Source organism: Microseira sp. BLCC-F43, assembly GCF_041929235.1.
Classification (GTDB): Bacteria; Cyanobacteriota; Cyanobacteriia; order Cyanobacteriales; family Aerosakkonemataceae; genus Microseira.
In genome coordinates, this window is sequence record NZ_JBHFNP010000029.1 from 107,046 (window position 1) to 128,248 (window position 21,203).

General features: G+C 47.5%; 20 protein-coding genes. 8 read left to right on the plus strand and 12 right to left on the minus strand.

What is annotated here, in order from left to right:
* Positions 1-27: 27 nt before the first annotated feature.
* The 7 genes from ACE1CM_RS04395 to ACE1CM_RS04425 all read right to left on the minus strand — a co-directional run bounded on the left by ACE1CM_RS04395 (position 28) and on the right by ACE1CM_RS04425 (position 10,085).
* Complete coding sequence (locus tag ACE1CM_RS04395; RefSeq protein WP_374876193.1) at positions 28-2,097, minus strand: response regulator; 2,070 nt, start codon at positions 2,095-2,097, stop codon at positions 28-30.
* Positions 2,098-2,113: 16 nt separating this feature from the next.
* The gene (locus ACE1CM_RS04400; RefSeq protein ID WP_374876194.1) at positions 2,114-3,907 is read right to left on the minus strand and encodes an ATP-binding protein; all 1,794 of its coding nucleotides are present in this window, start codon (positions 3,905-3,907) and stop codon (positions 2,114-2,116) included.
* Positions 3,908-4,017: 110 nt separating this feature from the next.
* Positions 4,018-5,049 (minus strand): SpoIIE family protein phosphatase, encoded by a 1,032-nt coding sequence (locus ACE1CM_RS04405; RefSeq protein ID WP_374876195.1) that lies wholly within the window; start codon positions 5,047-5,049, stop codon positions 4,018-4,020.
* Between the two features lie 169 nt (positions 5,050-5,218).
* A complete protein-coding gene (locus ACE1CM_RS04410) occupies positions 5,219-5,617 on the minus strand; it encodes an anti-sigma regulatory factor (RefSeq protein ID WP_374876196.1) in 399 nt (132 codons plus the stop codon).
* Positions 5,604-5,996, minus strand: coding sequence for an STAS domain-containing protein (locus ACE1CM_RS04415; protein WP_374876197.1), 393 nt, complete (start codon positions 5,994-5,996; stop codon positions 5,604-5,606). The genes ACE1CM_RS04410 and ACE1CM_RS04415 overlap by 14 nt, the downstream gene beginning before the upstream one ends.
* A 78-nt stretch (positions 5,997-6,074) precedes the next feature.
* On the minus strand, positions 6,075-6,935 hold the full coding sequence (locus ACE1CM_RS04420; RefSeq protein ID WP_374876198.1) for an STAS domain-containing protein: 861 nt from the start codon (positions 6,933-6,935) through the stop codon (positions 6,075-6,077).
* A gap of 312 nt (positions 6,936-7,247) precedes the next feature.
* Complete coding sequence (locus tag ACE1CM_RS04425) at positions 7,248-10,085, minus strand: CBS domain-containing protein (protein ID WP_374876213.1); 2,838 nt, start codon at positions 10,083-10,085, stop codon at positions 7,248-7,250.
* Between the two features lie 239 nt (positions 10,086-10,324).
* Between ACE1CM_RS04425 and psbZ the strand changes: the two genes are divergently transcribed.
* The 4 genes from psbZ (at position 10,325) to ACE1CM_RS04445 (ending at position 13,448) form a co-directional block, all read left to right on the plus strand.
* Positions 10,325-10,513: a photosystem II reaction center protein PsbZ gene (gene psbZ / locus ACE1CM_RS04430; RefSeq protein WP_226575633.1), complete on the plus strand. Its 189-nt coding sequence runs from the start codon at positions 10,325-10,327 to the stop codon at positions 10,511-10,513.
* A gap of 695 nt (positions 10,514-11,208) precedes the next feature.
* The gene (locus ACE1CM_RS04435; RefSeq protein ID WP_374876199.1) at positions 11,209-12,051 is read left to right on the plus strand and encodes a DUF6816 family protein; all 843 of its coding nucleotides are present in this window, start codon (positions 11,209-11,211) and stop codon (positions 12,049-12,051) included.
* A 196-nt stretch (positions 12,052-12,247) separates the two neighbouring features.
* Positions 12,248-12,892, plus strand: coding sequence for an HAD-IA family hydrolase (locus tag ACE1CM_RS04440; RefSeq protein ID WP_374876200.1), 645 nt, complete (start codon positions 12,248-12,250; stop codon positions 12,890-12,892).
* A 40-nt stretch (positions 12,893-12,932) separates the two neighbouring features.
* Positions 12,933-13,448 (plus strand): low molecular weight protein-tyrosine-phosphatase, encoded by a 516-nt coding sequence (locus tag ACE1CM_RS04445; RefSeq protein ID WP_374876201.1) that lies wholly within the window; start codon positions 12,933-12,935, stop codon positions 13,446-13,448.
* Positions 13,449-13,451: 3 nt separating this feature from the next.
* On the opposite strand, the gene ACE1CM_RS04450 is transcribed toward ACE1CM_RS04445, so the two are convergent.
* The gene (locus ACE1CM_RS04450; RefSeq protein WP_374876202.1) at positions 13,452-14,102 is read right to left on the minus strand and encodes a response regulator; all 651 of its coding nucleotides are present in this window, start codon (positions 14,100-14,102) and stop codon (positions 13,452-13,454) included.
* A gap of 119 nt (positions 14,103-14,221) precedes the next feature.
* Here ACE1CM_RS04450 and ACE1CM_RS04455 point away from each other — a divergent pair, with 119 nt between their 5' ends.
* Both ACE1CM_RS04455 and ACE1CM_RS04460 read left to right on the plus strand, forming a co-directional pair.
* A complete protein-coding gene (locus tag ACE1CM_RS04455) occupies positions 14,222-14,983 on the plus strand; it encodes an HpcH/HpaI aldolase/citrate lyase family protein (protein WP_374876203.1) in 762 nt (253 codons plus the stop codon).
* A gap of 146 nt (positions 14,984-15,129) precedes the next feature.
* The gene (locus ACE1CM_RS04460) at positions 15,130-15,798 is read left to right on the plus strand and encodes a 2OG-Fe dioxygenase family protein (protein WP_374876204.1); all 669 of its coding nucleotides are present in this window, start codon (positions 15,130-15,132) and stop codon (positions 15,796-15,798) included.
* A 315-nt stretch (positions 15,799-16,113) separates the two neighbouring features.
* Here the strand turns inward: ACE1CM_RS04460 and ACE1CM_RS04465 are convergent, their stop codons facing one another.
* Positions 16,114-17,736, minus strand: a complete 1,623-nt coding sequence (locus ACE1CM_RS04465; protein WP_374876205.1) for an alpha-keto acid decarboxylase family protein — start codon at positions 17,734-17,736, stop codon at positions 16,114-16,116.
* Positions 17,737-17,936: 200 nt separating this feature from the next.
* Positions 17,937-18,377, minus strand: a complete 441-nt coding sequence (locus ACE1CM_RS04470; protein ID WP_374876206.1) for a dTDP-4-dehydrorhamnose 3,5-epimerase — start codon at positions 18,375-18,377, stop codon at positions 17,937-17,939.
* Positions 18,378-18,480: 103 nt separating this feature from the next.
* Between ACE1CM_RS04470 and ACE1CM_RS04475 the strand changes: the two genes are divergently transcribed.
* Positions 18,481-18,699: a hypothetical protein gene (locus tag ACE1CM_RS04475; protein ID WP_374876207.1), complete on the plus strand. Its 219-nt coding sequence runs from the start codon at positions 18,481-18,483 to the stop codon at positions 18,697-18,699.
* Positions 18,700-18,873: 174 nt separating this feature from the next.
* On the opposite strand, the gene ACE1CM_RS04480 is transcribed toward ACE1CM_RS04475, so the two are convergent.
* Together ACE1CM_RS04480 and ACE1CM_RS04485 are read right to left on the minus strand one after the other, a co-directional pair.
* Positions 18,874-20,460: a glucose-6-phosphate isomerase gene (locus tag ACE1CM_RS04480; protein ID WP_374876208.1), complete on the minus strand. Its 1,587-nt coding sequence runs from the start codon at positions 20,458-20,460 to the stop codon at positions 18,874-18,876.
* Between the two features lie 190 nt (positions 20,461-20,650).
* Positions 20,651-20,953, minus strand: a complete 303-nt coding sequence (locus tag ACE1CM_RS04485; RefSeq protein ID WP_374876209.1) for a cytotoxic translational repressor of toxin-antitoxin stability system — start codon at positions 20,951-20,953, stop codon at positions 20,651-20,653.
* A 37-nt stretch (positions 20,954-20,990) separates the two neighbouring features.
* Here ACE1CM_RS04485 and ACE1CM_RS04490 point away from each other — a divergent pair.
* A partial coding sequence (locus tag ACE1CM_RS04490; protein WP_374876210.1) for a hypothetical protein occupies positions 20,991-21,203 on the plus strand: 213 nt, incomplete at its 3' end.

The following is a 21,203-nucleotide window of genomic DNA, read 5'->3' on the forward strand; positions in this document are numbered from 1 at the left end:
TACCAATTAGCCATTAGCAATTAGCCATTAGCCATTAGCTTTGTTTGCAATTAAATTAGCAACCGCAGTAATTAAATTATCGGGTTCGACGGGTTTAGATACGTGCATTTGGAAACCTGCTAATAAAGCTTGTTCGCTGTCTTCAACTCTGGCATATGCCGTCAGCGCGATCGCCGGAATCTCTCCTCCTTCTGCGGGGGATCGCTCTCTAATTTCTCGCATCAAAGCATATCCGTCTTTCCCCGGCATCCCAATGTCACTCAACAGCACATCGGGTAGCGATTTGTCAAGTACCTTGAGTCCCTCGTTTGCCGAAGCAACTGCGGTGACGACTGCGCCAGACTCTTCTAACACGAAGGTAATATATTCGCGGGTATCGGGTTCATCATCAACTACCAACACTTGCACGCCGCCCAGATCTGCGTAACTCTCCCACCCATCCCTGTCGGGTTTTGTCGGGGGTGGAACGTTCATCAGCGGTAGCATGACGGTGAAGGTTGCTCCCTTTCCTTCTCCCGGACTGGCGGCGTAAACTGTCCCGCCGTGCAACTCTACCAGATGCCGCACGATCGCTAAACCGAGTCCCAGTCCCCCATGATTTCTAGTCATCGAACTATCTGCTTGGCGAAAATAATCGAAGGCGTAAGGCAGAAAATCAGCGCTAATCCCTTTACCCGTATCCTTGACTGTTATTCGAGCATAAGAGATTTCAGATTTGGGATTTGAGATTTCAGATTGAGTTAATTGGAGATTTAAAATTTCAGGTTGCAGATTTGAGGTGTTATTTTCTTCTGAAATCTGCAATCTTAAATCTGAAATCTGCAATCCTCTTTCAATCTGCAATTTTTCTAATTTTACTTCCACCTGTCCGCCAGGGGGGGTGAACTTGATCGCGTTGGAAAGCAAATTCCAGACAATTTGCTGCAAGCGGTTGCGATCGCCTAAAACTATTGCCCCATTGGGGTCTAATGCGGTTTGAATTTGAATTGCTTTAGCTTGTGCTGCCAACTGCATCGTGGCGATGGCGCCTTCAATCGCTGAAACTAGGTTGACTGGGGCAATATTGAGTTCTATCTTGCCGCGAATAATCCGGGAAATGTCGAGCAAATCTTCAATCATTTGAGTCTGCAATTTGGCATTGCGCTCAATTGTTTCCAATGCGCGAGAAGTCGCTACTCCATCTACCTTACGAGAACGCAGCAGTTGCGACCAACCCAAAATCGCATTTAGGGGCGATCTTAACTCGTGGGACAGTACCGCGAGGAATTCGTCTTTGACTTGGTTCGCGCGACGCAGTTCTTCTTCTACACGCTGGCGATCGCTTATATCCCTTCCTTCGTAAACTAGCTGTACCACGTTTCCCCTCTCGTCTAGTATCGGTTTGAGCGAGAAGTCGAACGTCGCGACTCTATCGTTGGCTCCTTGCATCTGGACTTCATACCGCACAAACTTACCTGTAGCAGCTAGTGCGATCGCTTTTTGCAACTGCTGTTCAGTGCAGGTTTGGGAGACGGGCGAGGCAGAAAACCAAGGCATTTCCCACAACAAACGCCCTACCACATCTTCTAGTTTTTGTCCAGCAAAATCTAATGCCGACTGATTGACTTGAATAATCGAACCAATTGGTGACAAAATTCCGATATGCTGAAATGTCTGATTAAAGATAGCGCGGAATTTTTCTTCGCTTTGCTGTAATTGTTTTTCCGTCTGGCGGATGCGTAACAGCGCTTTCACTGTAGCAATTAATTCCAGTGGATTCACTGGGTGGGTTAGGTAGCCATCTGCGCCGCTGTCTAACCCGTGGACTTTATCCGCAGCAGTGACTTTAAACGCGGAAAGATGCAAGACGGGAATTAAACTGGTAGCGGGTTCTGCTTTGAGTTGCTGACACACTTCAAACCCGTTGATATCGGGCAGTTTAATATCCAAAATAATCAAATCTGGTTGCTCGGTTGCCAATTGCAAAGCATCTGTACCCGTTGCTGCTTCCTTGACCAGGAAACCTGCCTGACGCAAAATGCGAGAAACAACATAGCGATTGGCGTCATCATCGTCTACAACTAGGATGATTCGCGATTGTTTTAGTTCGTCCTCCATGATTCATCCCTCATCTTTAAAAATTTAATCCGGCTTTTAATAGTGCTGCTCTTAGTTGAGCGATCGCTTCCTCCCGCGAGTTGCTTTCTTTAGAAACAATCGCAACTGCTTTTGCTGCCAGCTGCTCGTATTCCTCAGCCTCCAAGCGCTTCGAGGTGACGATAATTACTGGAATTGCAGAGGTTGCCGGATCGGATTTCAACTGTTCTAAAACGGTGAATCCAGTTAAACCGGGCATGAGCAAATCCAGCAAGATCGCCTGCGGCTGTTCTGTTCGCGCTCGATACAACCCTTCGTAACCATCGGCGGCTTCGAGCGCAGTACAGCGAATATCCGCCAGCCAACTTTTAATTGTATAACGAGACACTTCCTCATCATCAATAATTAAAATTTTGTTAAGTAAAGACTTTGATGAATATTTGGCATTTTGGTTGTTAATTTTTGGATTGTTAGTGAAATTATCGCCGTCATTCCCTGCGCCAAAATCCGTTTCTGCGACTGCACAATAAACGATGGGCAGGGTAACAGAAAATGTGGAACCAACCCCCAACGTACTTTGGAGAGCAACGCTTCCTCCCAGCAACTCGGATAGTTTTTTACACAAGGGTAGCCCTAACCCAGTTCCTTTCACCCGCTTTTGTAGGGGATGATTGATTTGAACGAATTCTTCAAAAATGCGGGTTTGGTCACCAGGGGCAATGCCAATCCCGGTATCGGCGACGGAAAAAATAACGGTTTGGTTCGCACCCATTTTAGCAGTTACGCGCACTTCTCCTTTTTCGGTATATTTGAGCGCATTGGAAATAAAATTACGCATAATTTGAGAAACTTTTCCCTCATCGGTTTTCAGAGTTGGAATGGCGCTGGGTTCTTCAAAAATTAAAGCAACGGCGTTATTATTTAGCAGGGGGCGCAGCATTCCTCGCAACGCGCTAAACAAATCCGTCACTTCAAAAGCGGTGACGCGAACATCGACTTTTCCAGCTTCGACTTTTGCCAAATCTAGCAAGTCGTTAACTAAGTCAGTCAGCGACGCTGCTGACTTGCGAATAAACGTTACCTGCTTTTCTTGTTCTGATGTCAAATCTCCATCCAAACGATTTAACAACATATCGGAAAGACTGATAATAGCATTCAGCGGCGTGCGAAACTCGTGACTCATATTAGAAAGAAAGCGGCTTTTGAGTTCGCTGGCGCGTTTGAGGGATTCAGCTTTATCGTTTAACTCGGCATAAAGCGCAATTACTCCCCGATTAGTATCTTCTAATTCTTGGTTGAGTTGCGCTAATTCTTCCTGTCGCTTTTGTAATTCTGCTAAAGTTTGCAACAGTTCCTGATTTTGCTGTTGAATTTCGGCAAATGGATCTTTAGGCAGGCGCGTTAGTTGAGCTACTATCTGATTTAATTGAGCCTTGGTTAGGGAAGTACCGTTTTTGGGAAACTGCTTAATTAGTTGCACCCCGGTTCCTCGTCCAGAGGATGATTCAACTAGCACCTCATCCATTAATCTTCGCGCCCCTACCAATCCCATCCCATTATGCGAGTTGGTTTGTAAATTGGCTATTCCCTCACCGCTATCGGAAATGCGGGTAACAAATACTTGGGGAGATTGCCCTTCTATCAGAAATTCAACTTTGCCTTTACCTGCATACTGGAAAGCGTTGCGGGCAACTTCTGAAACTGCTGTAGCGATGCGCGTTTGTTCTTGGATATCAAACCCTAATAAGTTAGCAATTTGACGCGCCCGCTGGCGTGCCAAAACAATATCTTGATCGAAGCGTATTTCTACAGTCAGAATTGGATAAATCATAAAAATTTGGGTATGGGGATTCTGGTGCAGAGGTGCAGGTGGGCAGGTGGAATTATCAGAGCGATTTGACGCGGCTAAAACCATTTTTATGCACTCACCCGCTCACCCCCTCACCTGCTAACCTGCTCGCTCTCGCTCATTTTTGCCACCAATACAGTTACGTCATCCCGGGTTCGCTTAAAATCTCGGTATAGGGTTGCGGCAATTACAGCTGGATGGCGCGAAATCAAGCCGGGATAGCGTTCTAGCGACCATTGAGTGCCTAAACCATCGCTGTGCATAATTAGAAGCGATCGTTCGTTCCAAGGATAAATAAATTCTTCAATTTTGCGAATTTGATGCCCTACCGTTCCATTATAAGAAACCATACTTTGGCTTTTATTTCCCGTCACGATTGCACCCGAAATGTTGCCAATTCCCACATATCGCACCATTTTTTCAACTCGATTAATTTCCGCAATTGCTACCGCCGCCCCTCGCGTACTTCTTAAAGCAGCGTGAGCCATTTCCATAATTATTTTAGGATTGAGTGCGGCTTTGGCACGAAAGATTCGCACCGCTTCCCGCGATGCTTCTGCTGCCAAAATTCCCGAACCCAATCCATCCGCCACTAAAATTAAACTCCGGTTATACAAATTCACTACAGCCCAATCATCGCCGCAGATTTCCTGTTCCAGTTTGGGCAAATTCACCACACCAATTTCTAAAGTATCGGGATTCTGCAAGGCAATTCCTGGGTTTTTCTTAGGCCAAAATTGCGCGACTAAAACAGTACCCACCCCCGGCACTGAATGAATGTCAAAAACAGTAGCTTGACGCCCAATTGCCCCTAAACCCGTCCCCGGTGTACCTGCGGTGGAAAAACCATCTTGCAGGCATTGTGAAACATTCCCCATTCCCGATCCAGTATCTAAGCCGATAATTTCTATGCCATATTCTGGGTTATTTCGCAAAATTCTTAGAATAATTTCCCCGTTTTTGGCGTGTTTAATCAGGTTGTTTGCTAATTCTGTGACGATAATTGCTACTTTGCCCCGTTCCGTCTCGTTGAATTCCATATCCGTCGCCAGCGCGGCGGCAAACCTGCGCGCTTCTCCGACTTGCGAGGTTTCTGTAATTGGTAGGGCAATACAATCTTTCATGAAGGGATTTTTAGCGTTTTGCTGTATATTTTATAATAATTGAGTATTTGAAAGCTTTCTTATTAATATGCATAATTAGCTTTAATTGTCTATCTAACTAAAGACATATTTATTAGCTTTCAATTCCCTAGCTCCGTGACCGATCCAAGCAGTCGGGGATTTGTTTCAATTAACGCCATCGTGTAATTGTGACGCGGGTTCCTTTACCCAGTTCAGAGGCAATTTCAAACTCGTGCATTAGCCTTTTAGCGCCGCTTAACCCCAACCCCAAACCACTCCCCGTGGTGTAACCGTCTTTCAATGCCAGATCGATATCTGGAATGCCGGGACCATTGTCTTCAAACGTCAGGCGCAAACCTTTACGAGTTCCGACGTTGAGGACTTCCAGGGTCACCGTACCTCCCTTACCGTAGTCCACCGTATTCCGCGCCAGTTCGCTGGCGGCAGTGACAATTTTGGTTTGGTCTACCAAGCTGAACTTCAATTCTACCGCCAGACTTCGCACTTTCTGCCGCACCATCACAACGTCTGATGAGGAGCGAATCTCGACTATCTCACGTTCTAGCATGGCTGTCGTTTTCCTCTGGAGGGAACCCCAACGACTTCCGCAACATCGCCATTCCTTGTTCTACGTTTAAAGCAGTGCGGACACCTGTGAGGGACAAACCTAACTCTACCAGTGTAATCGCAACTGCTGGCTGCATCCCGACCACAACGGTTTCCGCATCTAAAATGCGCGACATGCTAGCAATATTGCCCAGGATGCGCCCAATAAAAGAATCTACAATTTCCAGGGATGAAATATCGATCAGGACGCCCCGCGCCCCGGTTTTGACGATGCGGTTGGTGAGGTCATCTTGTAATGTTAGGGCTAAGCGATCGTGCATATCTACCTGGATCGTTACCAGGAGAAATGAACCCATTTGAAGTATGGGAATGCGTTCCACAAAGTACCTGCTAATTGCTAATTGCTAATTGCTAATTGCCTGTGTTCTTGTGTCAGTTTATCATCGTGGGAAGATAATTCAGGGGCGTTGGACTACGGTGAGTCCTCGGCGTTGCATTGCTAGGGCTAACGCATCTGCTAGAGTCGCTTTTGTGACCACATCGCTCAAGTCTACGCCCAGGTGGACGATAGTTTGAGCTATTTGGGGACGGATACCGCTGATAATGCAGTCAGTCCCCATTAAACGGGCAGCTGCGACGGTTTTTAACAAATGCTGAGCCACTAGGGTATCCACAGTTGGCACGCCTGTAATATCGATAATCACGACTTGGGAACCAGTTGCGACAATTTGCTGCAACAGCGCTTCCATTACCACCTGAGTTCGTCCGCTGTCGAGGGTGCCGATCATCGGCAGTGCTAAAATACCTTCCCACAATTTGACGACGGGAGTTGATAGTTCCAGCATTTCCTCCTGCTGGCGTTGGATCACTTCCTCCCGCGCTTTTTGATAAACTTCGGTCGTCCAAAGTCCCAGCTGGTCTAATAAGGTGGTAGAAAGCCAAATTTCTTCAGCTAGGATCGCGCCTTCCTGTGCTAATTCTTGACTTAAGCGAGCAAACAACGGCTTTTTGAAGGAAAAAACAAAGTTGGCGATTTCCCTGGGGGAAAAGCCTTGCTGGACGCGGGAACGAGAAATATCTGCCAGCATTTGCCGCGTACTACCCCACTCTGGGGTTTGAATATCGCTCAAGTTCCCATGCTGTACGGCGCTACGCAACAAGCTGAGGAACTCGGAACATTGTTCGCGCAACTCGGATAGCTTCATGCGGTCATCCCGTCGAATACCCGAAGCGTCTAGTTCCTTCAACCAGTCTGCCAGCAAGTCGGCTTCGTATCTATCCAATATTTCTGCAATTCTATTTTTGCTTTTCAAGACCATTGAATTAAGTCCCCCTCCTGAAGCTGCTTAAAGCTTACTGTAAAAAAATACTCTATCTGCTGGTTGGGAAAAGTCTATATTTAGATAGATGTTTGTTTCGCCATATTGATATTTTGCACCAATCTCATAGCCCGCTGTGGGAATAAATTCCCTGTCTCACAGCGAACGTCGGTTAAAACGGACGGGTTTGATGGATTGTAGAGACGTTACATGTAACGTCTCTCCACAATACATGTAACGTCTCTACAATCCGGAAATTTATTTTCGGGCGGGTTGGGAGATTGGTGCCAGCTCTGAACATATTTACTTTTCCTATCTTTGGGGATAGCGTTGTGCTAGATATGCCAGGGCAGAGGTGCGATCGCTCACTTCTCCATCCAATGTTGCTACTAGCAGGGCATCGAGTATTTCTTTAAACTGACGCCCTGGTTTATATCCTAGCGCTTTTAAGTCGTTGCCATTCAAGGGTGCTTTAATATGGCTCAACTCGCTCAAATAACGCCAAATTTGGTGTCTGACCTCGCGGGGACTAAAGGCAGCGATTAAAATTAAGGTTGGCAGCTGGTATTGACGCAGCAGCAACACAATTTCACTCATGCGTTCGCACTTGGGTAAAGATTCTACAATATTAGTTTTAGCCTCTTGTAGCTGACTCAACCGCTGAATGCTATCTGCGGGTAACTGAAGATTTGAAGCAACTTTTCCAGGATAAGGCGGTTTTAAGGCAGCAATTAAAACTTCCAGACGCATTTGCCAGTGTTCTAGAGTTTTTTCCCGGTCAAACTGTCGCAAACAGCGGTCTACTAAACGCACTTGCCACCACAATTGTTCGGTTAATTCTAGGGTGGGATGGATGCAGCGCAAAGCGCCCAATTCTGCTAGCAAGCGCAATGCGGGTTTCCAATAGGGAGCGTGCAAGATGTATTTTAATTCGCTTTTGAGCCGAGTTTCTAGGGCGGGGGCGCGGCTATTTTTTTCTTGAATTTGTTCGTAAATCCCGCTGGCGATCGCGTGTCTAATATATCCTTGCGTCTGGGGTTCAATTTCAAATCCCAACCGCACCGCAAACCTGACGGCGCGATAAATCCGCGTCGGATCTTCAATAAAACTATTCGCGTGCAATACTCGAATTTGTCTTGCTTGTAAATCTAATAACCCGCCAAAAAAATCGAGCAGTTTACCGGCGCGGGGCGCAGTTATTCGCACTGCGAGGGCGTTAATAGTAAAATCGCGACGGTAGAGGTCTTGGCGAATCGAACTCGCTTCGACTTCTGGATTCGCCGCCGGATAAGGATAAAATTCAGTTCTAGCTGTGGCAATATCTACCCAGAGATTATCTAATTCTGGATCTTTATGCCACAACAAAGCAGCAGTTTGAAACGCGCCGTGAATTTCTAATCGGGAATGGGGATAAATTTTTTGCAATTCCTTGGCTAATTTTACCCCAGCACCCGCATCCGCCGATTGATGAAATCCATCCACAACCATATCAATATCTTGCAGGGCGATGGGGGAATTGATATCTTCACCTTCAGCATTATCAGCTAACAGTAAGTCTCGCACCGCACCGCCTACCAAGTAAAGATGCCAACCGCGTTTTTCCGCAGCATTGGCGGCAGAGGAGAGGAGTTGCCAAAGTGGGGGGGAAATCCGATCGCGCAAATGAGAAAGCGGCAAGGGACAATAAGAAAGATTCCCGTTTCTTTCCCTTTCTGGGTCTATTTCTCGCCCCCTGGTTTTATCTTGGTGCAACTGTCGCAAAACATCGGTGCGCGTCACAATTCCCACTAACCGATCGTTTTCCAATACCGGCAACCGTCCGATATCGTAAGTCACCATAATCGACTCAATTTCTGTGAGCGGCGTATCGGGGGTAATAGTTTTTAAATTGGTCGTCATGTAGCCTTTTACCGGCGCGTGAGCAAACCCGTGATGCAAGGCAATATCGATATCGCGCCGCGAAATAACGCCCACCAATTCATCTTTTGCGTTGACTACAGATAAACCCGAATGACCGTATCGTAATAAAACGCGCTGCGCTTCTCCTACGGTAGTTTCTGGGCGAATTGTTCTGACTGGCGATGACATTAATTCTCGCGCCGTCGGGGGTTGTTGAATTTGCGCCGTTAGTTGTTCTACCAATCGTTCTAAAGCAGGCTGCGGCTCGACGCCTTTTAGAATTAAAGAAGCAGCTTGGGAATGTCCGCCGCCTCCCAAAGGTTGAAATAATTGGTTGAGGTCAACGCCTTCGATTTGACTGCGACCAATTACAGTTAATCGCAAATTTGAGATTTCTGATGGCAGATTTAAAGCCGCATCTTTCTCTTCATTTGCATCTGACCGCGCCGCATATTCCGCTGCCAGCAGCAACGCATCGCTTTCGGTAATTTCTACTAACCGGGAAGCGAGACTAGACAACCCTGGAATATAACCAGGAGTTGGCAGCAGCACCCAGGAAATTGTATAGCCCCACTGGGTTGTTTTTTGTAATTTTTCTAACGCTTCTTTTAAAAGGTGTTGCAATTTGGGGGATAGTCCCGGATCGATATATTCTGCAATTACCGGTAAACTTGCCCCTTGCGCCATCAACCAAGCTAAAGCAGCAGCATCTCGCGGTGTGGCGCCATCATAAGTTAGCGAACCCGTATCGACATGGATACCCAGTGCCATCACCGTCGCTTCCGCAGGCGTCAGAATGGGAACTGTTGGGCAGGTATAGTCAACATTCTCCTCTGCTCCTCTGCTCCTCTGCTCCTCTGCTAATTTTTGTAAGTGTTCGACGATCAGGGTAGTCGTGGCGCCGACGGGTTCGATTTGGGATCGCGTAGCGGGGATATCGGTGAGAGCGTTGGGGTGGTGGTCGTAAACTACAATTTCGGTAAGGTGGGGTAAGTCGAACCATTCGGAGGCTTTACCAGTGCGATCGCGCAATTGGGTATCAACTACAACAATCGAGCGAATCTTTTTAGGATTAACCGAGCGACGTTCAATTAAAGCATACTCGTCCCGGTGCAATGCCAAAAAATCCCGCACCGCCGGATGAGCGCCGCCTGTGAGGACGATTTTCGCCCCTGGTTTGAGCCGCGTCAACCCGACAGCAGCGCCCAAGGCATCAAAATCAGCAGTAGTGTGGCATAAAACTAAATCCATCAGCGCATGGGTCATGGGTCATGGGTCATGGGTCATGGGCTATGGGTCATGGGGCATCAAGGGTGCGAGACTGATGACCAATTACCAATTACCCATTACCGATTACCTAAATTTTGACATCTGACTGTTGTAGCGGGTCATTTTTTGGTAGCGTACTACTGGGGGAGATCGAGACCCTCTTGGGCTGCAAGCTGTACCGTTGTTTGATCGACTCGATTGCTGTATTGGGAGAAACCGAAATGACAATTTTGTTTCAATTAGCTTTATTAGCTCTGGTTGTGATGTCGTTTGTGATGGTAGTTGGCGTTCCAGTCGCCTATGCTTCCCCCCAGAATTGGGATCAATCGAAAAGATTGCTCTGGCTCGGTTCTGGCGTCTGGATCGCTCTGGTGCTTCTGGTAGCAGTGTTGAACTCGTTTGTGGTTTAACTCAGTTTATTGGTAATTGGTCATTGGTAATAGGTCATTGCTTAGCTATTTTACCCATTACCTATTACCTATTAAATCAAGTTGCTACTCGAAAAGATCCGACAAGAGCGGGCAAGACAAATAGAAGTGCAGCAGACTGACTTCTGCCCGCTCTTTTCGGCTCGCTCCTACCCAACAAGATCATCCAAAAGCTAAATTTATGAGGATGCAAATGAGCAGCCAGTGAGAGAAATTTTATCCAAAAATCCTGTCTGGCATTAGCTTGATTAGTATTCTATTAAGCATCTGTCATTTGACATCTGATATCATCTTGATGATGTATAGCTTTGACAGGAATTACGCAAAGAAACCGGGTTTATATGAAAAATCGTTGCTTGGGAAACTATAGATATAGGTCGAAACAAAGGTGATGGCATCGACGTGGGTAAGTTTTGTTTGAGAAGAGCATCCGCGAAGGCATAAATAACTCAAGTTGCTAGTTATCTCATGCATAGCAGCTAATGGCGTTCCCAGGCAAGAGCCGTGGGAACGAGGCTAATGGCTAATGTCAGTAAAAATCCAAGATTAGCAATTAGCAATTAGCAAGCTTGCAACCCCGAAGTTTATAACTAGCAACTTGCGTTAAATAGTAATAATTTCCTTGTGGAAGCTGTTTAATTTTTGAACGCGCGTTAGCGCTAGGACGCCAAGAGAAGTTGAGAAGATTTTGGAGTTTTTGTTTAGTATTAGCGTGGCTGCTCTGGGGTGGAGAGGCGCTAGCTGGGCCTTTGGCTGATAGGTTGGCGCAATTTCCTAACTGGGATGGTAAACCGCCCGTGCAGGCGGTTGTGGGGGCTTTTGATTTGATTTATCCTGATTGGATGGTAGGGACTTGGAAGGTTACGAGTACTTTGGTAGATTTGGCGGCTCCGTTAGCACCCAATATTGTAACGCCAGGGTTTGAAAGTAATCGTCGGTATCTGAATCAACCAATAACTTTTCAGGTGCGATTTCAAGTGGTTAATCCAAGTAATCTAGCATTGTCAATTTTCAATCCAAAATCCCCATTCCCAGGTAGGAACCTGGGAACGAGACAATTCCCAGGTAGGAACCTGAGAACGAGACAAAATCCAAAATTCGCGGGTTTGGTGGTGGCGGATCGCGCTTTTAATGGGTTGAATATTGGCAAGGCGGTTTTGGGCGATCGCTCAATTCTATCGGTTAAGGTCGATCCGGATAATCCCAATCGTCAAATTACTTATCTCCCTGGCGAGCGCAAATTGGTTTCAGTTGTTACCTCTAGAGGAACCGAGATGCCTTCCCCCGATCTATTTATCAGCACGGAAGTTTGTCAGCAAGTGTTTCGGGGAACAAAAGATATATACTTAAATGAGGTAGAAACCACAACGGCTTATCGAAACCAAAAAACACCAGGAGCGTTAATCGAGGCAGATCAAATTACAGCGGTTTACCTGTCTCCCCAAGACCCGAATTACTTTGCTGCGGCTGAAAAGCCTGTTGTTTTGTATCGCTATCGGTTAGAATTATCTCCAATTTAAAATTACTAAAGTCAAAAAATAACTATCTTAACGTAAGTTGATAGTTAGATCCCAGGAAGCTGGTAATGGCGTTCCCAGACAAATCCGTGGGAACGAGGAGAATCGGTAATTGTCAGGATTCAACGACGAATCAATCCAATTACCAATTACCTATTACCAATGACCACTGGCAAAATCTAAAATCTAAAATCCAAAAATGGTTCAACCAAAGGTAATTTTTTTAGATGCCGTCGGGACGCTGTTTGGCGTTAAAGGTAGTGTGGGTGAAGTCTACGGTGAAATAGCGCGAGACTTTGGGGTGGACGTTCCGGCGTCGGTGTTGGATGAAGCTTTCTACAAAAGCTTTCAGCAAAGCAGTCCGATGGCGTTCCCAGGGGTAGAATTAGAGCAGATAGTCGCACGTGAGTTTGAGTGGTGGAGTGCGATCGCTCGCTCAACCTTCCAAGCGGTTGGGGTTATCGACCAATTTAGCGAGTTTGAGACTTTCTTTATCCAACTGTATACCCACTTTGCCACTGCCCTTCCCTGGAAAGTTTATCCTGATGTTCGTCCCGCTTTGGAACACTGGCACAACGCCGGGATTAAACTGGGGGTGGTGTCTAATTTTGACTCCCGTTTATACTTGGTACTCAAAGCTCTCGATTTGGCAGAGTTTTTCACCTCGATTACAATTTCTACTGAAGTCGGTGCCGCAAAACCAGAACCGGAAATTTTTATCAAGGGTTTGGAAAAACACTCGTGTCCCCCTGAAGCTGCATGGCACATCGGTGACAGCTTTGACGCAGATTATCAAGGAGCAAACGCGGTTGGTATCCGGGGAATCTGGCTGAAACGAACATAGAAGTGTAAAGTGATTAGAAACCAATTCATACTTGCGACGGATGCAATACAAGCTACTCTTTGTCTGTTTGGGTAATATCTGCCGTTCGCCCTCGGCAGAAAATATTATGAATCACTTGATCGAGCAAGCGGGTTTGAGCGGCTCGATTATCTGCGATTCAGCTGGCACTTCTAGCTATCATATCGGTAGTCCGCCCGACCGCCGCATGGTTGCCGCTGCCAGCAAGCGGGGAATTCCGATGAAAGGTCATGCTCGTCAGTTTCACAAAGAAGACTTGGAAAACTTCGATCTGATTCTGGCAATGGATCGCGATAATTACTCGGATATCCTCTTGCTCGATCGGGCGGGAAAATATCAGCACAAAGTACGACTGATGTGCGATTTCTGCACCCGTCATACTCTTAAAGAAGTTCCCGATCCCTACTATGGTGGAGCAGAGGGATTCAATCGGGTAATCGAGCTGCTATTGGACGCCTGTGAAGGGTTGTTGCAGTATATTGTCAACGATCGATTGTCATCTGTCACCACTCCTAAACAACTGACGACTGACGACTGACAGCTATTCCACCATGCGATTTTCCATGGCAAACCTCACCAGTTCTACCCGGTTATTGGTGCAGGTTTTTCTCAGCAGGCTGGTGACGTATTTTTCTACTGTACGGGGACTTAGGTGCAGATGCAACCCAATTTCACCATTCTTTTGACCGTGAGTCAGCAATTCCAGTACTTGCTGTTCTCGCTTAGTCAGCTTGCAGGTAATCGTGGAGATCGCCGTATTTTCATCCTGCTCTCCTGGCAAGGTTGATACCTGTTCCCGTAAAAGCGAGTCTTGGATTACCCGACTTCGATCCAGCAAGTTGCGAATCATTGCCCCCAGTTCTTTGATGTCAAATGGTTTGGCTAGATAAAAATCGCATCCTAACCCATAAGCTCGAATGCGTTCCTCGGTATTAGTTCGCGCGGTTAAAAAGATTACAGGTAGCAGGCGGAATTCTGGTCGCTGACGTACTCGCCGCACGAGTTCGTAGCCATCCATTTTTGGCATCACAATATCTGTCACGAGCAAGTGCGGTTGATACGCTTCGACTAAATCCAGCGCTTCTTGACCATTCTTAGCCGTCATGACCATATAACCGGACATTTCCAGGTAATCGCTGACAGACAAGCGAATCCCTGGGTCATCATCTACAAATACAATCAGCAATGACATGGAGCACAGATGGCTAGCATCCCTATCCCTAGCCTATGTTAAGACGACCCAAAACGTGGATACCCTGACCAATTTTTTTAAAGAAAATCGATTTTTAAGTTACTGTCCCAAGTTAGATCATGCGTAAAAACCAGCTCAAACAAAAACTCCAGCAAGGCGAAGTCGTACTCGGTTTGTTTGTTAACTGCGCCTATCCCGCGTTTATCGAAATCTGCGGACACGCGGGATTTGATTTTGTCGTCATCGACCTAGAACACGGTCCCCTACATCCATTGGTTGCTGAAGACCTCTGCCGCGCCGCCGACTGCGTGGGATTATCCCCCATCGTCCGCGTGCGCCAGAACGATGCACCGCAAATTCAACGCGCGCTTGATATTGGCAGCGCGGGCGTCCAAGTGCCTCAGATCGAAAGCCAACGCGATGCCCTTGCTGTCGTTCGGGGTGCAAAATACAGCCCCTTGGGAGAGCGTGGTCTTTCATTTTACACCCGCGCGGGGGTTTACTCATCAGCCGGGACGCAAATTACAGACCAGTTGAATGCAGAATCTCTGGTTATCGTTCACGTCGAAGGCAAACGCGGCGTGGATAACTTGGCAGAAATTGTCAGCGTGCCCCACATTGACGTTATCTTTCTCGGCCCTTACGATTTGTCCCAAAGTTTGGGTATTCCCGGACAAGTGCAAGATCCGCGCGTCATCGAACTGATGCAAAACGCAGTCGGGACTATCCGCAACGCCGGGAAAGCTGTCGGGACTTTTGCCGATAACCCGGAAACCGCCAAGCAGTGGATTGATACCGGAGTGCAGTATATCGCCCTCGGCGTCGATGTGGGCGTTTTCCTGCGGGCGTGCCAAACTTTGGTGAAAGCAGTTCGCGGTTAAACCGAAATGTTTGCTTCTTTACCATAACTTTGCATTTTTTGTAGTCTATTTAGCGACACTTTTCCAAAAAATTGCTCTACACTGGAAGTATCAACCTCCAGAAATTAATACTGGAGATGGGAGCAACGAATAAGGAGTAAAATTAAATGCAAACGCTATGGGGATCAGCGGAATCTGCTTACGAGATTAGTTTTGCTTTAGAAAAAGTTGATTCTATTAAGCTAGAGGGTTTCAAGGGATTCTTTAGAGATCTTCCGGTTGACCCTTACATAAAAGGCAATTACCGTTCCAGAAGATTATCGCGTTTCAAAATTTCTGGGAGTGAGTTAATCAAGCTACCTCACGGCTATTTTTTCCAAAGCAAGAACTACAATCCATTATTGGGTGGGGTCAAGCGAGAATTTGCCGAAGTTGATGATGCAATGATAAAACTCGATGAGTTTAAGAAACTTATCTTTGAATTTAGTCATTACTGTAAGCTCAATCCCGGAGTTGAAATCGGCGTTCATCAAATTAGGACTAGCTGTTCGCCGGATAATTTCGGCAACCCTGCACCGGAAGGAATTCATAGAGATGGCTGTGAGTTTGTAGGAATTTTTGCGGTTGATAGGGAAAATATTGCAGGCGGGGAAACCCATTTGTATGTAGCTAAAAAGGAAAAGCCGGTTTTTAATAAAATCCTGAAGCCGGGAGAACTGCTATTAGTTAACGACCGGGAGTTCTTTCATTTTACCACTCCGATTAAACCGCTTTCTCCGGGTTTAGGAACGAGGGATGTTTTTGTTCTGACTTCTCCTAGCTTGTTAGAGGATTAAAAAATTCTGAACTGACATCTAGAAACCGGGTTTCTTGCTGCGATCTCGAGTTCCTGGATCGACGATTTTTCAGAGAAACCCGGTTTCTTTGGCGTAAGTAACGCACCATCTCCACCAGATCTGGAGTTGCTGCGTAAGTCCTGGGATCGTAGCGAATGGCTAATGGTCGAGATTTGTTCAGGACTTAGGCAAGGGCGTTGCCAGAAACAAAGGTGAGACCTTGATTTCTCGTTCCCAAACCAACGATTTTTCGGATCGCCCTTTGTTTCTTTGCCTAAGTCCTGTTGTTTGTCACATTGCCACCAGACCTTTCGGTTATCCCTTCAAAGTTTGAGCGAATAAACCGCTTAACCGCGTCAGCGTGGGGGATACATCATCTGGCGAGAGATGAACGTCAAGGATACTGAAGGCGTCGCTTTCTCGTGCTACCTGTAGCGCCTTGCGGAGTTCTTCGCTGGTTTTAATTGTGAAGCCTTGCCCACCCAAAACTTCAGCCAACTTCGCGTAGTCCAAACTAGAGATATTAACCAAGTTAGACTGCTGATGTGCCATTGCCCGCAGCGAGGCATAGCAACCGTTGTCGATCAGAATCACAATGGGGTTGAGTCCGAGTCGCTTTGCGGTGACTAACTCCATACCCGTCATTTGAAACGCCCCGTCGCCGACTAGAGCGATCGCTCGCGAAAATGGCGTCGCCAGCTGCGCCCCGATCGCTCCCGGTACGGCAAAGCCCATACTGGCATAGTACGCGGGGCAGAGAAACGACGAACCTTCCTGCATCTTGATGTCGTTGGCAGAAAACAGCGGATCGCCCACATCGGTTACTAGGAGCGTTTCCCTATCAATAAATTGATTGAGTTCGTACAGCAGTCCACTCATCGAAATTGCACCCACAGAAGGGGCAACTCGCGGCTGCATCGGCACAATTTTTGCCGGATCGTGATGGGGTAGACTCGACTGTGCTAACTGTTTGACAAAGTCTTCAAACAGAACATCGCCGTACTGGTGATATTTGATCGCAATGCGTTCGGAAGTCGCGTAGATGGTGCGCGAGGGGTCGAGGTGCGCGGTAAACAAACCCAGGTTAATATCCGTCATGAACGCGCCCACCATCAGCAAGCAGTCGGACTTTTCCACCAAATCGCGCACTCGCAAATCTCCGGTTTCGCCGTTATAGATACCGACGTACTGCGGGTGAGCTTCGGGAAACGCCGACTTGCCCAACAGCGTAGAACACACGGGTACGCCTAACCTCTCTGCCAGCGCCACTACGGTTTCCTGCAACCCAAAGCGCTGCACTTCTACGCCTACAAGTATGACTGGCGAAGTTGCCGCCTTTAGCATCTGCGTTGTCTCTGCTAAAACTTCCGCCAACGCCTGGGGTTTAGTCTGCTTCAGGGGAGTGGGAGGTTGTTCGGTTTCCTCGATTTCCGCGTAAACCATATCCCGCGGAATTTCTAGGTAAACGGGACGTTTGAATGTCAGCGCGTAGTTGATGGCGTGATGGATTTGTGCATCAGCGGTTTTCGGGTCATCCAGCGTTACCGCATCAAGCGTCACTTCCTCATAAACCCGCCGCTGGGTATCAAAGGTTTTAACTTTATGGTGTAGTAAATCCTTTTCCCGTCTTTCCCGCACGCCTGGACTCCCGCTTAAAACAACTAGCGGTGATTTTTCGGCATAGGCCCCGGCGGTGGCGTTAACCATGTTCAACCCACCGACACTGTAGGTGATTACAGCTAAACCCAAACCGCGAATGCGAGCGTAGGCATCGGCAGCGAAGCCAACCGCAGGTTCGTGAGTCATTACTATTGGTTGGATCTGGCTGTCTGCAAGGGCGTCGTAGAGTGTCAAAGCGAAGTCGCCCGGTATGCCGAAGGCATGATGCACGCCCTGTTCGTATAAAAGTTGAAAAATATGGGGTGCTAGTTGAACCATTTTGCTTCGGGTTGGAGTGCGCCTAAATTGTCGATCTTTCCCGCACTCGAACCGCTACTTTCAATCTAACAAGTGCCTCGAGTTTATCTTAGTAAATTATGAAGTTTTTTGACGTAAATCAAAAAAATTTACTATTTTATTAAACTAAGCAAAAATGCTGACCGTGTTTCTACAAATTGTCGGGTTTTTGATTTCTTTCGTTAAACTGTAACGGGTTGGTCGAGTTGTTTCATTAATGCTTGTACTTTTTCCAAATCGTAGGGGAAAGGTCGTTTGATGGGACGATAATCTCTCTCGTGGGTGGGTCCGTGTCGCAGGACGGCATTGACTAGCAAACAGGGTTCATTAGTCAGATTAATTGCGCCGTGAAGCACACCGCGTGGAATCGTGACGACCATCGGCAAGCGATCGCTCATCAGTGTATACCGATACTGCCGATCTTCCAACGTCACTAGGACAAAGCTACCCCGCACAACCAATAGCTGGTCGGTTTGATATCGGTGTACAAATAAATCGTCAACTGTATTTGCTGCTATCTGCACCAGCATCGTTTCGTTGCTGGACTGGGGAGTATAAAACTCCGCCATACCGCTTTTAATAGACTCCAGCTGGCGGCTCTCGATTCCTCTGCTTTTGCCCATACCGATCCGTCTAAACCTAATGTTTTTTAATCTTTGCTTTGGTTCTAGTCTAACTGAAAAAATCTAAAAATTTGTTGCTTCCATCACAAAATCTGTCAAAAGTATGGTATGTAAAATACGACTAAAATTGTCGGGTTTGACCGGAGAAGACGGGGAGACGGGGAGACGGGGAGACGCGGCGACGGGTCGAGTTATGGTCACCCATTCCCCGCGTCAGGAGCTGGAAGAGGACGCGGTGACGCGGAAGGTGACGCGCGGACACCCCATGGTAGGAGCCAGGGGATTCCAGCAAGGAAGAATTTTCTTCTTCTGGCGCGTTTAAATTCGGCAGGCTATTGACCAGGTGCAGAGATCTGGGTCAGGGTCGCTCTCCGCGTCTCCCCTTCTCCCCATCTGGGCGTCTTCTTGGTCAGAGCATCCTCTTCTTGAATATTTGCCACGAACGGGCAATTGAATTAAACCCGCCCTTTGTGGGGATCTTTTCCCCAATGCCCGGTTAAAGCGCTTTGGCGGTTAAGCTGGCAGGTTTGCGGAAGTCGCCTTGTAAGGTGACGCTGCGATCGTTGGCGGCGAGGTGGCGTAAGATTTTGTAAATTGCCTCGATTTGGTCAGTAGCACCGGCTTTCTCGGCTATTTGAGCCAGAGAAAGCGGCGTGCCTTCCTGGCGCAGCACCTGTACGACTCGTTTTTGTAATTCCAAGATGGCGGCGGCGGCTTTTTTACCAGCTTCGACGCCCGGTTGGTGATAGGCGTTGATGTTGACCAAGAAGCCGTAAAGACCGACGGCGCGTTCGTATAGCGCTATTAATGCGCCAACGGTGCGAGGATTAACTTGCCCGATGGTGACGGTAATCGAATCTCGGTGATTTTCGTACAATGCTTGGCGCGTTCCTTGTAAGAAACCGGAAAGATAATCTCCCGATGTGACTCCAGGGTCGATTTCGGGAGATGGCGTCAGCCGGTCTTCTAATACTTCAATAAAGGTGAGGAAGAAATTGGGGACGCCTTCGCGCAACTGTTGGACGTAGGCGTGTTGATCGGTGGAACCTTTATTACCGTAGACGGCGATGCCTTGATAAACCGTATTGCCGTTGAGGTCTTTTTCTTTACCCAGAGATTCCATTACTAGCTGCTGGAGATAGCGGCTAAATAGCAGCAGGCTATCTTTGTAGGGCAATACGACCATGTCTTTTTCGCCCTTGCCGTTTCCGGCGTAGTACCAGGAGAGGGCGAGGAGGGCGGCGGGGTTATGTTTAAGATTGGGTACGCGGGTAACGCCGTCCATTTGTTTGGCACCGGCTAGCATATCGCGAATGGCGATACCTTGTAACGCGGCTGGGAGTAACCCTACGGCGGACATTTCCGAGGTGCGTCCGCCTACCCAGTCTTCCATTGGGAAAGTTGCTAACCAACCTTGGAATTTGGCTAGTTTATCTAAATTACTGCCAACGCCGGTAATGGCAACAGCTTGTTGGGGAAAGTCGAGGTTTTGAAGGGCAAAGGCTTTTTCGACTTCAATCGTGCCGTTGCGGGGTTCTGGAGTGCCGCCAGATTTGGAGATCGCTATGACCAGGGTACTGTTTAAGCGATCGCTTAGCCTGCTAAGAGTACGATCGATGCCAGCGGGGTCGGTGTTGTCGATAAAATGAATTGCCAGGGGAGGAAAGTCGGGGGCTAATGCTTCGGCGACAAATTGAGGACCAAGGGCAGATCCGCCGATGCCGATGGAAATAATATCGGTAAATTTGGGGGCGTTGGGGGGATGTATTTCGCCGCTATGGATTTTTTGGGCGAAGGTTTCGATTTTTTCTAGGGTATCGATGATGGTTTGAAAGAGTTCTGGGGTGGGGGCGAGGTCGGGATCTCTTAACCAGTAGTGACCCACCATGCGGTTTTCGTCGGGGTTGGCGATCGCTCCTGCTTCCAATGCTGCCATATCCTGGAACGCCTTTTCAAACTTGGGCTGCATTGACTCGACAAAAGCGTCGTCAAACCGCATCCGGCTGACATCCAAGTAAAATCCCAATCCTTCGTGGTAATATAACCAGTCTTGGTAACGCTGCCAAAGTGACGAGGCATCCATAGAAATCCTATCCTGAGTTGTTTGTCTAACCTCAGTTTAGGACGCTGCCTCCATCGCCAATCTCATCCTCAAGTATCTTTTCAACTTAGCAAGACGTGAGGGAGATCGGGGGCAAAAGGTACTCCAGGGGAATTTGAACATACATTCTCCCCTACTCACCTGCTCCAAAGCTCCCCATCTTCCCCATGTTCTAAATTACTGGAGTGGGGAGGACTCGCCAAAATTTTATGATATTACCTTTTAATTCCAAGCCGATGGTGTATTTGTCTAGAGTACAGCGGTACAAGGTGCCTTCGGCGTCAAGCTTCACCAGTCCTGGCAAGTCGTAAATATGCTCGATCCGTCTATATTTTTGAAAGATGAGTGCGAATATCCGCTCCTGATCTGAGAACTCTAAGTCCCTCAGATCGACTAAAAACGAACGGGTGTAACGCAGGTCTAGTCCTATAGACTGGCTTTCTTTGGTTTCGTTTACCATATGTTTTTGAGCCACTCCCCGGTCTCTTGACACGGGGATTCAGGCTGGAATAATGGTACATCTTTTCGTCCGGTCTTGTTTGCACAAAACGACTATCTGGACATACTTTTCCAGCTTAAAGGATATCCTCTCGGATGGGGAACCAGCCCACATACTTTCAGCATCGCCTACTTGTTCGAGGATTACCGACACCACTTATATGTCTCCAAAAAGAGCGGCGCAGCCCCCGGATGCTGCAAACAACACCCAACATAAAAGCTTGTCC

Coding starts and splice junctions, on each gene's coding strand:
- ACE1CM_RS04395 (WP_374876193.1), bottom strand. CDS start 2,097: ATGGAGGACGAACTAAAACAATCGCGAATCATCCTAGTTGTAGACGAT.
- ACE1CM_RS04400 (WP_374876194.1), bottom strand. CDS start 3,907: ATGATTTATCCAATTCTGACTGTAGAAATACGCTTCGATCAAGATATT.
- ACE1CM_RS04405 (WP_374876195.1), bottom strand. CDS start 5,049: ATGAAAGATTGTATTGCCCTACCAATTACAGAAACCTCGCAAGTCGGA.
- ACE1CM_RS04410 (WP_374876196.1), bottom strand. CDS start 5,617: ATGCTAGAACGTGAGATAGTCGAGATTCGCTCCTCATCAGACGTTGTG.
- ACE1CM_RS04420 (WP_374876198.1), bottom strand. CDS start 6,935: ATGGTCTTGAAAAGCAAAAATAGAATTGCAGAAATATTGGATAGATAC.
- ACE1CM_RS04425 (WP_374876213.1), bottom strand. CDS start 10,085: ATGGATTTAGTTTTATGCCACACTACTGCTGATTTTGATGCCTTGGGC.
- psbZ (WP_226575633.1), top strand. CDS start 10,325: ATGACAATTTTGTTTCAATTAGCTTTATTAGCTCTGGTTGTGATGTCG.
- ACE1CM_RS04440 (WP_374876200.1), top strand. CDS start 12,248: ATGGTTCAACCAAAGGTAATTTTTTTAGATGCCGTCGGGACGCTGTTT.
- ACE1CM_RS04445 (WP_374876201.1), top strand. CDS start 12,933: ATGCAATACAAGCTACTCTTTGTCTGTTTGGGTAATATCTGCCGTTCG.
- ACE1CM_RS04450 (WP_374876202.1), bottom strand. CDS start 14,102: ATGTCATTGCTGATTGTATTTGTAGATGATGACCCAGGGATTCGCTTG.
- ACE1CM_RS04455 (WP_374876203.1), top strand. CDS start 14,222: ATGCGTAAAAACCAGCTCAAACAAAAACTCCAGCAAGGCGAAGTCGTA.
- ACE1CM_RS04460 (WP_374876204.1), top strand. CDS start 15,130: ATGCAAACGCTATGGGGATCAGCGGAATCTGCTTACGAGATTAGTTTT.
- ACE1CM_RS04465 (WP_374876205.1), bottom strand. CDS start 17,736: ATGGTTCAACTAGCACCCCATATTTTTCAACTTTTATACGAACAGGGC.
- ACE1CM_RS04470 (WP_374876206.1), bottom strand. CDS start 18,377: ATGGGCAAAAGCAGAGGAATCGAGAGCCGCCAGCTGGAGTCTATTAAA.
- ACE1CM_RS04475 (WP_374876207.1), top strand. CDS start 18,481: ATGGTATGTAAAATACGACTAAAATTGTCGGGTTTGACCGGAGAAGAC.
- ACE1CM_RS04480 (WP_374876208.1), bottom strand. CDS start 20,460: ATGGATGCCTCGTCACTTTGGCAGCGTTACCAAGACTGGTTATATTAC.